The following is a 12321-nucleotide window of genomic DNA, read 5'->3' on the forward strand; positions in this document are numbered from 1 at the left end:
CGTGATCATCCGACCACCGTTCCCCATGCGGGGCGCGCCGATCCGGGTCCCGCGAAGTCACGCACATGCCGGTTCCGGCACTAAGGTGACTGCGAGGGACTTGAAGCTTTCTGGAGAAGGGAGGTCGGCCCGTGCGGCTCGACCATGAATTCACCGTTCCGGCCCCGCCCGCCGAGGTGTGGAAGGCGGTCACCGACCCGGAACGCGTTGCCCCCTGCATGCCGGGTGCGACCCTGACGAAGGTCGAGGGCGAGACGTTCACCGGCACGGTCAAGGTGAAGCTGGGGCCGATCTCCCTGTTGTACAAGGGCTCCGGCGAGTTCCTGGAGACCGACGAGCAGGCCCGCAAGATCGTGATCAAGGCCTCCGGCAAGGACTCGCGAGGAGCGGGCACCGCGGCGGCGACCGTCACGGTGACGCTGTCCGAGGAGAACGGCGGGACGAAGGGTTCCGTGGCGACGGACCTGAACGTGACCGGGCGCCCGGCCCAGTTCGGCCGGGGCATGATCTCGGAGGTCGGCGGCAAGATCCTGGACCAGTTCGCGACGAACCTGGCCGACCGCCTCGGCGCGGCGGAGACCCCAGCGGCCCCCGCCGAGGAGAAGCCGGCCGAGTCCGGGGTGACCACCGAACCGGCCCCGGAGAAGCCCAAGCTGGAGACGGTGAAGCCCCAGCCCCAGGAAGCCGAGGCGATCGACCTCTTCGAGTACGCGGGCAGCTCCATCGGCAAGCGCCTGGCCCCGGTGCTCGCCGGAGTCGCCGCGGTACTCGGCATCGTGGCCATTGTCCGCCTGATCCGCCGCCGCTGAGGCCCAGCGCCGAGCGGGCGCCCACCTGCTCGGCGCACCCCCACACGACAACCAGGCATCGCCGCGCCCCCCCCGGGTTCGCCGCGACCCCCCACCGCGCTGGCACGCGCCCTGCTCGTGCGCATCCCCACCGCGGAGGCACGCGGCCCGCCCGCGAATGTCCCCATTGCGGAAACACGCGGCCCGCTCGCGCGCACTCGCACCGCGCTGGCACGCGGCCTGCTCGCGCACATCCCCACCGCGCTGGCGCGAGGTTGCTCGCGCATGGGCCCACCGTGGAGACACGCGGCCTGCTTGCGCGCACCCCACCGCGCTGGTACGCGGCCCGCTCGCGCGCACCCCACGGTGCGCCCACGCGGCCGCTCGCGCACAGGCCTGCCCAGGCGTGGCATCGCCCGGTCTCGCGCCCGCTGCATCGCGACCAGCGTGCCTCTCCGCGCCCGGTGGTGCCCATCGCGCCGCCCCGCGCTGGGGTGCTGCCCATCGCGCCGCTCCGCGGAGTCTTGCCCACTCCGCATGGTGCGGTCCTGCGCGCCGGCTCCCTCGCCTCGACCTCTCGCGCAGCTCGCGCCGGAACCTCCGACTGCGCGGCGCGCCGCCGCCTCCGCCCGCCGCGCCCGCACCGACCCGCCTCACCCCGACGTGCCGCGCGCCACGGCGGGGAAGTGGGTCGCCGCGGGCGATGTTGTACCTCTTGTGCGTACCGAAACCGACGTCGTGGTGATCGGAGCGGGGCAGGCCGGCCTGTCGGCCGCCTACTTCCTCCGGCGGTCCGGCCTGGAGTTCGTCGTCCTCGATCGGGATTCCGCGCCGGGCGGGGCGTGGCAGCACCGGTGGCCCTCGTTGCGGCTGGACAAGGTCCACAAGTTCCACGACCTGCCTGGCATGGCCTTCGACGAGCAGGACGAGCACCGGAAGGCGTCGGAAGTCGTCGCGCAGTACTTCGCGCGCTACGAGCGCGCCTTCGAGCTGCCGGTGCGGCGCCCGGTCGAGGTGGTCGCCGTCCGGGACACCGGTGAGCGGCTCCTCGTCGAGAGCGCCGGTGGCGACAGCTGGGCCGCCCGCGCCGTGATCAACGCGACCGGCACTTGGACGCGCCCGTTCTGGCCGCACTACCCCGGCCAGGAGACGTTCACCGGCCGCCAGTTGCACACCGCCGACTACCGCAGCGCGGAGGAGTTCCGCGGGCAGCACGTCCTGGTCGTCGGGGGCGGCACGTCGGCTGTGCAGCTGCTCATCGAGATCGCCGAGTTCGCGAGCGGCACCACCTGGGTCACCCGGCGCCCGCCGGTGTTCAAGGACGTCGAATTCAGCCCCGAGCTGGGCCGCGAAGCCGTGGCGCAGGTCGAGCGCCGCGTGCGTGCCGGGCTGCCCCCGGGGAGCGTGGTGAGCGTGACCGGCCTGATGCGCACGCCGCAGGTGCGCGAAGCCGAGGCCCGCGGGATCCTCGACCGGAAGCCGATGTTCGACCACCTGACGCCGACGGGCGTGGTGTGGCCGGACGGCACCGAGCAGCACGTCGACGCGATCCTCTGGGCGACCGGTTTCCGCGCCGCGCTGGACCACCTCGCGCCACTGCACCTGCGCGAACCCGGCGGCGGCATCCGCATGGAAGGCACCCGCGCGGCCGCCGAACCCCGCCTGCACCTGGTCGGCTACGGCCCGTCCGCGAGCACGATCGGCGCGAACCGGGCGGGCCGCGCAGCAGTCCGCGAGATCCGGCAGCTGCTGGCCGCACCCGAGGTGGCCGCAGCGAGCTGAGCGACTCGCCTGGGGTGACTACCGGGGAGTAGTGGCCGCACGGCGTGGGCCCGTGGGACCGGCGTGGGCGCACGGGGGTGGCTGCGATACGGCTAATTCCGGGTGGGCACCGGAGGAGCGATGGGGTGCACAGAGGTGACTGCAATGTGGCTTCGGGGTGGGGCCGGGGTTGGGGTGGCTGAGCGCGCCTGGGGGCGGCGGCGCAGTTGGTTGGGGGCTCTGGGGAGCTGTGGGGCCGAGGGGGCGGTGTGGGGGAGCCGTGGCGGTGCGGAGTGGAGCTGCGGGGTGCATCGGGGGTGGTGGCGGCGCCGCTGGTCCGGCACCGGAAGCCCAGGCCGCGCAGGGCGCCGGGCCGCCGTAAGCGCCCAGCCGCCGAAGGCCCCTGCCGCCGGAAGCCCAGGCCGCGCAGCGCGCCGGCCCAGCCGCCGGAAGCGCCGGGCCGCCGGAAGCGCCCAGCCGCCGGAAGCGCGGGGCCGCCGAAAGGACCCTGCCGCCGTAAGCGCCGGGCCGCCGGAAGGACCCAGCGCCGGAAGTGCCGCGCCGCCGAGAAGCGCGCCGCCGTCAGTTCGGCAGTGCGAAGACCCTCCGCGCGTTGCCACCCAGAAACGCCTCCCGTGCGGAAACCCCCAGCTCCAACGCGGGCAGCTGCTTCAGGGCCTGTGCCGGGGTGAGCATCGGGTAGTTGCTGCCGAACATGACGCGCGTCCGGCCGCGGTCGCGCATGAACTCGACCAGCTCGGCGGGCAGCCGGTGCACCGCGTAGGCCGACGTGTCCACGTGGAAGTTCGGGTACTTCGTCGCCAGGGACAGGACCTCCGCCATCCACGGGTAGCCCACGTGGCCGCCCACCACGACCAGCTCCGGGAAGTCCAGCAGCACCTCGTCGAGGTACGGGATCGGCCGCCCCGGCTCGGACGGGCACCGCGGGCCGGTGTGGCCGATCTGCGTGCAGAATGGCACGTCCTCCTCCACGCAGGCGACGTAAACCGGGTAGTAGCGGCGGTCGTTCGGTGGCAGGTTCCACAGCCACGGCACCACCCGCACGCCGACGAAACCGTTCCGCACGCACCTCCTGACCTCCCGCACCGCCCGCACCGGGTCCGTCAGGTCCACCGTTGCGACCCCCGCGAACCGGTCCGGGTGCGCTGCCACCAGCTCCGCCACCTCGTCGTTCGTGATCAGCGCGCCACCCGGCCCGTGCCAGGCCGACAGCAGCCCGACCCGCACCCCGGCCTCGTCCATCGCGTCGAGCGTCGCCCTCAGCTGGGGCGCCCTGCGGGACATGTTCGTCCACCGCACCAGCGTCTCCAGCCACGGCTGGTCCATGAACCGCTGATTCGGCTGCTGCATCCACACGTCGACCACGTCAGCCATCGCTCACCCTCCCAGCGGCCCGCCGAAGATCCGCTTGACAGCATCCCACGCCCACCCCAAGGGTTGTCACATGAACAAGGGCATGCTCACCCTCGACCAGCTCCGCGAACTGGCCGAGGAGGGCACCGTGGACACCGTGCTCGTCGCGATGACCGACATGCAGGGCCGCCTCCAGGGCAAACGCTGCTCGGCCGCGTACTTCCTCAACGAGGTCGTCACCCACGCCACCGAAGCCTGCAACTACCTCCTCGCCGTCGACGTGGACATGAACACCGTCGACGGCTACGCGATCTCGAGCTGGGAAAGCGGTTACGGCGACTTCGTCCTCCGCCCGGACCTGTCCACGCTGCGCCGCGTGCCCTGGCACGACGGGACCGCTCTCGTGCTGTGCGACGTCGAGCGCGTCGAAGGTGGCGAGGTCACCGCCTCGCCCCGGCAGGTCCTGCGCCGCCAGCTCGACCGGCTCGCCCAGCGCAACCTCGCCGCGTTCGTCGGCACCGAGCTGGAGTTCATCGTCTTCGACGACACCTACGAGCAGGCGTGGCGCGGCGGCTACCGCGACCTGACACCCGCCAACCAGTACAATGTGGACTATTCGATGCTCGGCACCGCCAGGCTGGAGCCGTTGCTGCGCCGCATCCGCAACGACATGGCCGGCGCGGGCATGTACGTCGAATCCGCCAAGGGCGAGTGCAACCCCGGCCAGCACGAAATCGCGTTCCGCTTCGACGAGGCCCTGCGCACCTGCGACAACCACAGCATCTACAAGACCGGCGCGAAGGAGATCGCCGCGCAGGAGAACCGCAGCCTCACCTTCATGGCCAAGTACAACGAGCGCGAGGGCAACTCCTGCCACATCCACCTCAGCCTGCGCGGCACGGACGGCGCCCCGGTGTTCGCGCAGGACCCCGCGCTGATGCGGCACTTCATCGCCGGGCAGCTGGCCTGCCTGCGTGAACTGACCTACTTCCTCGCGCCGAACATCAACTCCTACAAGCGTTTCGTCCCCGGCAGTTTCGCGCCGACCGCCGTCGCCTGGGGCACCGACAACCGCACCTGCGCGCTGCGCGTCGTCGGTCACGGCGAGTCGCTGCGGGTGGAGAACCGGGTGCCGGGCGGCGACGTCAACCCCTACCTCGCCGTCGCCGCGATCATCGCCGCCGGCCTGCACGGCATCGAGAACGAGCTGCCGCTGGAGGACGAGTTCACCGGCAACGCCTACCACTCGGCCAAGCCGACCGTGCCGACTACGCTGCGGGAGGCGGCGGAGCTGCTGGCCGACAGCAAGGTTGCGCGCGAGGCGTTCGGCGAGGACGTCGTCGAGCACTACCTCAACGCGGCCAGGATCGAGCTCACCGCCTTCGATGCCGCCGTCACCGACTGGGAGCGCCAGCGTGGGTTCGAACGCCTCTAAGCCCATCATCGGTCTGACCACCTACACGGAAAAGGCGAGCTGGGGCGTCTGGCACACCGACGCCGCACTCCTCCCACGTTCCTATGTGGACGCGACAAGCAACGCCGGTGGTATCCCGGTCCTGCTCCCGACAGGGGACACCCAAGCACTGTCCGCTGTGGACGCCCTCGTCCTGACGGGCGGAGCCGACGTCGAACCCCACCGCTACGGCCAAGAGCCCGAGGACAAGACCGCCACCCGTCCCGAACGCGACGCCGCCGAGTTCGCCCTCGCGCGGGCCGCCCTCGACCGCGGCCTGCCGGTGCTCGGCGTGTGCCGCGGCATGCAGGTCCTCAACGTCGCCCTCGGCGGCAGCCTGATCCAGCACCTGCCGGACCGCGTCGGCCACTCCGGGCACCAGCCGTCGCCGGGCGTCTACGGCCCGACGCACGTCACCCTCGCCGAAGGCAGCCGAATCGCGGGCATCCTCGGCGCGGATGCGAAGTGCCAGTGCTACCACCACCAGGCCGTCGACCAGCTCGGTGACCGCCTGCGGGCCGTGGGCCACGCCGCGGACGGCACGATCGAAGCCGTCGAGCTGCCGGGCGCGGGGTTCGTGGTCGGCGTGCAGTGGCACCCGGAAGAGGACACGCAGGAGACCCGGTTGTTCGCGGCGTTGGTGGAGGCGGCGTGCAGGTGATCGACCCGGCCACCGAGGACGTGATCACCGACGTCCCGCTGGCCGCCGAAGAGGAAGCCGACGCGGCGATCGCGCAGGCTCGCCGGGCGTTCCCCGCGTGGCGGGACACCGCCCCCGGCGACCGCGCCCGCCTGCTGCGCCGGTTCGCCGAGGCCGTCGACGGCGACCTGGAGAACCTCGCGCGCCTGGAGGTGCGCAACTCCGGTCACACCATCGGCAACGCCCGCTGGGAGGCCGGCAACGTCCGCGACGTGCTGCACTACTACGCCGGCGCGCCGGAACGCCTGCTCGGGCAGCAGATCCCCGTCGCGGGCGGGCTGGACGTGACCTTCCACGAGCCGCTGGGCGTGGTCGGCCTGATCGTGCCGTGGAACTTCCCGATGCCGATCGCGGGCTGGGGACTCGCGCCCGCCCTCGCCGCCGGCAACACCGTCGTGCTCAAACCGGCCGAGCTGACCCCGCTCACCGCGCTCCGCCTCGCCGAGCTGGCCCGCGAGGCCGGGATCCCGGAAGGCGTCTTCCAGGTCGTGCCCGGTGCCGGCCCCGTCGTCGGGCAGCGGTTCGTCACGCACCCGGACGTGCGCAAGGTCGTCTTCACCGGGTCCACCGCGGTCGGCAAGCAGGTCATGGCCGGCTGCGCCGAGCAGGTCAAGCGCCTGACGCTGGAGCTGGGCGGCAAGAGCGCGAACATCGTCTTCGCCGACGCCGACCTGGAGAAGGCCGCAGCGACCGCGCCCTACGGCGTGTTCGACAACGCGGGCCAGGACTGCTGCGCCCGCTCCCGCATCCTCGTCGAACGCAGCGTCCACGACCGGTTCCTGGAGCTGCTGGAGCCCGCCGTGCGGAACCTCGTCGTCGGCGACCCCGGCGACGAGAAGTCCGAGATGGGCCCGCTGATCTCCGCCGAGCACCGCGAAAAGGTCGCCTCCTACCTCGACGACGCCGAGGTCGCCATCCGCGGCAGCGCCCCCGACGGTCCAGGCTTCTGGTTCCCGCCCACGGTCGTGACGAAGCCGGGCGAACGCCTGCTGAGCGAGGAGGTCTTCGGCCCGGTCGTCGCGGTGGTGCCGTTCCGTGACGAGGCGGACGCGGTGCGCATCGCCAACGACACCACCTTCGGGCTGTCCGGCTCGATCTGGACCCGCGACGTGGGCCGGGCCCTGCGCGTGTCCCGCGCGGTCGAGGCGGGCAACCTGTCGGTCAACTCGCACTCGTCGGTGCGGTACTGGACGCCCTTCGGCGGCTTCAAGCAGTCCGGTCTGGGCCGCGAGCTGGGGCCCGACGCCCTGCACGCGTTCACCGACGTCAAGAACGTCTTCATCAGCACGGAGGAATAGATGCAGCGGTTCGACGGCCGGGTCGTCGTGATCACCGGCGGCGGCAGCGGGATCGGCCTGGCGACCGCCCGCCGCCTGGCGAGCGAGGGCGCGAAGGTGGTGGTCGCCGACATCGACGCCGACGCGGGCAAGAAAGCGGCCGCGGAGGTCGGTGGCGAGTTCGTCCCCACCGACGTGACCAGCGAGGAGCAGGTCGAGGCCCTCTTCGCCACTACGGTCGACCGGTTCGGCTCCCTCGACGTGGCGTTCAACAACGCCGGCATCTCCCCGCCGGAGGACGACTCGATCCTCACCACCGGCATCGACGCCTGGCAGAAGGTCCAGCAGGTCAACCTGACCTCGGTCTACCTGTGCTGCAAGCACGCCATCCCGCACATGCAGCGGCAGGGCAAGGGCTCGATCGTCAACACCGCGTCCTTCGTGGCGGTGATGGGCGCCGCGACCTCGCAGATCTCCTACACCGCGTCCAAGGGCGGCGTGCTGGCGATGACCCGCGAGCTGGGCGTCCAGTTCGCCCGCGAGGGCATCCGGGTCAACGCGCTGTGCCCCGGACCGGTGAACACGCCGCTGCTGCGCGAGCTGTTCGCCAAGGACCCGGAGCGGGCCGCGCGCCGCCTGGTGCACGTGCCGCTGGGCCGCTTCGCCGAGCCGGAGGAGATCGCCGCCGCCGTGGCCTTCCTGGCCAGCGACGATGCGTCGTTCATCACGGCGTCGCAGTTCCTGGTGGACGGCGGTATCTCGGGCGCGTACGTTACCCCGCTGTAGACTGAAGCCGGACAACTGAACAGCAGGCCGTCACGAGCCGGAGCGGGAGAGTCCCCAGGTCAGCCCTGGGGCGCCGAAGGAGCAACTTCCCCGCCAATCTCTCAGGTACCAGTTACCGCTCCGCGCCAGGCCACTCTGGAAAGCAGGCGCGCGCATCGCGCCTCACCCAAGGTGAAAGCCGCGAGCGCGGTGAAACTCTCAGGTGCCGATGACAGAGGGGGAGTTCCCGCACCCGTAGATGAGGAGCTCCCGATGTCCTTCGCCGATCGCCACATCGGACCTTCCGAGCACGAACAGGCCAAGATGCTCGCCGAGTGCGGGTTCGGGAGCCTGGACGCGCTGGTCGAGGCCGCCGTCCCGGCGTCGATCCGCACCGCGGGCGCGCTCGACCTGCCCCCGGCCTCCGAGCAGGAGGCGACCGCCGAGCTGCGGGCGCTGGCGGCGAAGAACCGCCCGATGACCCAGATGATCGGCCTCGGCTTCAGCGACACCGTCACCCCGCCGGTCATCCGCCGCAACGTGCTGGAGAACCCGGCCTGGTACACCGCGTACACGCCGTACCAGCCGGAGATCTCGCAGGGGCGGCTGGAGGCGCTGCTCAACTTCCAGACGATGGTGTCGAACCTGGCCGGCCTGGACATCGCCAATGCCTCCCTCCTCGACGAGTCCACCGCGGTCGCCGAGGCCGTCCTGCTCATGCGCCGCGCGTCGAAGGCGAAGTCGTCGCGCGTCGTGCTGGACGCCGAGTGCCTGCCGCAGACCATCGCGGTGGTGCGGACGCGGGCCGAGGCGGTCGGCATCGAGGTCGACGTGCGGGACCTGGGCACCGGGCTGCCGGAGGACTTCTTCGGCGTCGTCGTGCAGTACCCGGGCGCGTCCGGCGTGCTGCGCGGCAAGGGCTTCTACGAGGCGATCGGCAAGGTCGCCAAGGACGCCGGCGCGCTCTACACCGTGGCCGCGGACCTGCTGGCGCTGACGCTGGTCACCGCGCCGGGCGAGTTCGGCGCCGACATCGCGGCGGGCACCACCCAGCGCTTCGGCGTGCCGCTCGGCTACGGGGGCCCGCACGCCGGGTACCTCGCCGTGCGCAAGGGCCTGGAGCGGTCGCTGCCCGGCCGCCTGGTCGGCGTGTCGGTCGACGCGGACGGCAACACCGCGTACCGGCTCGCGCTGCAGACCCGCGAGCAGCACATCCGCCGCGAGAAGGCGACCTCGAACATCTGCACCGCGCAGGTGCTGCCCGCCGTGCTGGCCGCGATGTACGCCGTCTACCACGGTCCGGAGGGCCTCAAGGAGATCGCGCAGCGCGTTCACGGCCTGGCCGCCGGGCTGGCCGGGGCGTTGCGGTCGGCGGGCGTGGAGGTCGTGCACGAGAGCTTCTTCGACACCGTGCTCGCGCGGGTGCCGGGCCGGGCCGCCGCCGTGGTCGCCGCGGCGCGCGAGTCGGGCGTGAACCTCGGCCGCGTGGACGACGACCACGTGCGGGTCGCCTGTGACGAAGTGACCACTGTGGACATCGTGGACCGCGTGCTGCGGGCGTTCGGCGCGGAGCCGGGCATCGCCGACGGCGCCACCGCGCTGCCCGCCGGGCTGGCCCGCACCAGCGAGTTCCTGACGCACGAGGTGTTCCACACCCACCGTTCGGAGACCGCGATGCTGCGGTACCTGCGCCGTCTGTCCGATCAGGACTACGCGCTGGACCGCGGCATGATCCCGCTCGGCTCGTGCACGATGAAGCTCAACGCGACCGCCGAGATGGAGCCGATCAGCTGGCCGGAGTTCGCGGGCCTGCACCCGTTCGCGCCCGCCGAGGACGCGGCGGGCTACCGCGAGCTGATAGACCAGCTCTGCGGCTGGCTCGCCGAGGTCACCGGCTACGACGAGGTGTCCCTGCAGCCCAACGCCGGCAGCCAGGGTGAGCTGGCCGGGCTGCTCGCCATCCGCGCCTACCACCGCGCCAACGGGCAGCCGGAGCGCGACGTGTGCCTGATCCCGTCGTCGGCGCACGGCACCAACGCGGCCTCCGCCGTGCTCGCCGGGATGCGCGTGGTCGTGGTGGCCTGCAACGACAACGGCGACGTCGACCTGGACGACCTGCGTGCCAAGGCGGAGCAGCACCGCGACGCGCTGTCCGCGATCATGGTCACCTACCCGTCCACGCACGGCGTGTACGAGGAGGGCATCGGCGAGATCGCCCGCATCGTGCACGAAGCCGGCGGGCAGGTCTACGTCGACGGCGCGAACCTCAACGCGCTGCTGGGCCTGGCCAAGCCGGGCGAGTTCGGTGGCGACGTGTCGCACCTGAACCTGCACAAGACGTTCTGCATCCCGCACGGCGGTGGCGGCCCCGGCGTCGGCCCGGTCGCGGTGCGCGCGCACCTCGCGCCGTACCTGCCCAACCACCCGCTGTCCGACGGCGCGGGCCCGGACACCGGCGTCGGCCCGATCTCGGCGGCGCCGTTCGGTTCGGCGTCGATCCTGCCCATCTCGTGGGCCTACATCCGGATGATGGGCGGGGCCGGGCTGACCAGCGCCACCAAGGTCGCCGTGCTCGCCGCGAACTACGTCGCCGCGCGGCTGTCCCCGCACTACCCGGTGCTCTACACCGGGCGCAACGGGCGGGTGGCGCACGAGTGCATCCTCGACCTGCGCGCGCTGACCAAGCGCACCGGCGTGACGGTCGACGACGTCGCCAAGCGCCTGGTGGACTACGGCTTCCACGCGCCGACGATGTCGTTCCCGGTCGCCGGGACGCTGATGGTGGAGCCGACCGAGAGCGAGGACGTCGCCGAGCTGGACCGGTTCTGCGACGCGATGATCGCCATCCGGCGGGAGATCGAGGAGGTCGCCGAGGGCCGGTGGGCCATCGAGCAGAGCCCGCTGCGCAACGCGCCGCACACCGCGGAGATGCTCACCGGTGACTGGGACCTGCCGTACGACCGCAAGACCGCGGTCTACCCGGGCGGGATGTCGCCGAAGAACAAGTACTGGTCCCCGGTCCGGCGCATCGACGGCGCCCACGGCGACCGCAACCTCGTCTGCTCGTGCCCGTCCATCGAAGCCTACGGGAGCTGACCATGCGCACCGCACTGTATTCCGTCCACAAGGGACTGGGCGCGCTGTTCACCGACTTCGCGGGCTGGGAAATGCCGGTGCGGTACGGCAGCGAGCTGGCCGAGCACCGCGCGGTGCGCGAGGCGGCCGGGCTGTTCGACCTCTCCCACATGGGCGAGATCGAGGTGACCGGCCCGCAGGCCGCCGACGCGCTCGACCACGCGTTCGTCGGCAAGCTGTCCGCGGTCAAGCCGGGCCGCGCCCGCTACACGATGATCTGCGACGCCGACGGCGGGGTGATCGACGACCTCGTGGTGTACCGGCTCGAGGACGAGAAGTACCTCGTGGTCGCCAACGCGGGCAACGCGCCGGCGGTGGCCGCCGAGCTGACCGAGCGCGCGTCCCGCTTCGACGCGCGGGTCACCGACCGGTCGGCGGAGTTCGCGTTGATCGCGGTCCAGGGCCCGAAGGCGGTGGACGTGGTCGGTGCGGTCACCGACGCCGACCTGGCCGGCCTGAAGTACTACGCGAGCATGCCCGCCACGGTGAAGGGCCACGAGGTGCTGCTGGCGCGCACCGGCTACACCGGCGAGGACGGCTTCGAGCTGTACGTCCCCGCGGACGAAGCGGCGTCGGTGTGGCACATCCTCACCGAGGCCGGTCAGCCGCACGGGCTGGTGCCCGCCGGGCTCGCCTGCCGCGACACGCTGCGCCTGGAGGCGGGCATGCCGTTGTACGGCAACGAGTTGTCCCGGCAGCGGTCGCCGTTCGAGGCGAACCTGGGCCGTGTGGTCAAGCTGGACAAGCCCGACTTCGTCGGCAAGGCGGCGCTGGCAGGGCGGCAGGAGCCGTCCGAGGTGCTGGTCGGGCTGCGTGGCACCGGGCGGCGCGCGCCGCGGCACGGGTACCGCGTGCTCTCCGGCGAGGAGCCGGTGGGCGAGGTGACCAGCGGCGCCTTGTCGCCGACGCTGGGCCACCCGGTGGCGATGGCCTACGTGCCGGTCGCGCTGAGCGAGCCGGGCACGCAGCTGTCGGTCGACATCCGCGGCCGGATCGAGCCGGTCGAGGTCGTCGCGTTGCCGTTCTACCAGCGGGACGCAACGAAGTAACTTCCTGACCGCGTTTGTG

Annotated in this window: 9 protein-coding genes and 1 riboswitch; of the genes, 8 read left to right on the forward strand and 1 reads right to left on the reverse strand. The window is 72.1% G+C overall.

Features of this window, described 5'->3' with window-relative positions; genetic code table 11:
- The first annotated feature begins 131 nt into the window (after positions 1-131).
- Together ACCP09_RS15710 and ACCP09_RS15715 are read left to right on the forward strand one after the other, a co-directional pair.
- Positions 132-809, forward strand: a complete 678-nt coding sequence (locus ACCP09_RS15710) for an SRPBCC family protein (protein ID WP_027934502.1) — start codon at positions 132-134, stop codon at positions 807-809.
- Between the two features lie 696 nt (positions 810-1505).
- Entirely contained in the window at positions 1506-2570 is a 1065-nt protein-coding gene (locus ACCP09_RS15715) for an FAD-dependent oxidoreductase (protein ID WP_433747330.1), read from the forward strand.
- 561 nt (positions 2571-3131) lie between these two features.
- On the opposite strand, the gene ACCP09_RS15720 is transcribed toward ACCP09_RS15715, so the two are convergent.
- Entirely contained in the window at positions 3132-3944 is an 813-nt protein-coding gene (locus ACCP09_RS15720; protein WP_123685180.1) for an amidohydrolase family protein, read from the reverse strand.
- Between the two features lie 82 nt (positions 3945-4026).
- On the opposite strand from ACCP09_RS15720, the gene ACCP09_RS15725 reads away from it, so the two are divergent.
- The 6 genes from ACCP09_RS15725 to gcvT all read left to right on the forward strand — a co-directional run bounded on the left by ACCP09_RS15725 (position 4027) and on the right by gcvT (position 12302).
- Complete coding sequence (locus ACCP09_RS15725) at positions 4027-5358, forward strand: glutamine synthetase family protein (protein ID WP_433747606.1); 1332 nt, start codon at positions 4027-4029, stop codon at positions 5356-5358.
- A complete protein-coding gene (locus tag ACCP09_RS15730) occupies positions 5339-6037 on the forward strand; it encodes a gamma-glutamyl-gamma-aminobutyrate hydrolase family protein (RefSeq protein ID WP_433747334.1) in 699 nt (232 codons plus the stop codon). Before ACCP09_RS15725 ends, ACCP09_RS15730 begins: the two co-directional genes overlap by 20 nt.
- Complete coding sequence (locus ACCP09_RS15735) at positions 6028-7374, forward strand: aldehyde dehydrogenase family protein (protein WP_433747337.1); 1347 nt, start codon at positions 6028-6030, stop codon at positions 7372-7374. Before ACCP09_RS15730 ends, ACCP09_RS15735 begins: the two co-directional genes overlap by 10 nt.
- Positions 7375-8139, forward strand: a complete 765-nt coding sequence (locus ACCP09_RS15740; protein ID WP_123685183.1) for a 3-oxoacyl-ACP reductase — start codon at positions 7375-7377, stop codon at positions 8137-8139.
- A 33-nt stretch (positions 8140-8172) separates the two neighbouring features.
- A riboswitch (glycine riboswitch) is annotated at positions 8173-8267 on the forward strand.
- 124 nt (positions 8268-8391) lie between these two features.
- A complete protein-coding gene (gene gcvP, locus ACCP09_RS15745) occupies positions 8392-11214 on the forward strand; it encodes an aminomethyl-transferring glycine dehydrogenase (protein WP_123685184.1) in 2823 nt (940 codons plus the stop codon).
- A gap of 2 nt (positions 11215-11216) precedes the next feature.
- Positions 11217-12302 (forward strand): glycine cleavage system aminomethyltransferase GcvT, encoded by a 1086-nt coding sequence (gene gcvT, locus ACCP09_RS15750; RefSeq protein WP_378336963.1) that lies wholly within the window; start codon positions 11217-11219, stop codon positions 12300-12302.
- Positions 12303-12321: the final 19 nt, after the last annotated feature.

Source organism: Amycolatopsis sp. 3B14, assembly GCF_050958625.1.
In the GTDB taxonomy this organism is placed as follows: Bacteria; Actinomycetota; Actinomycetes; order Mycobacteriales; family Pseudonocardiaceae; genus Amycolatopsis_E; species Amycolatopsis_E thermoflava.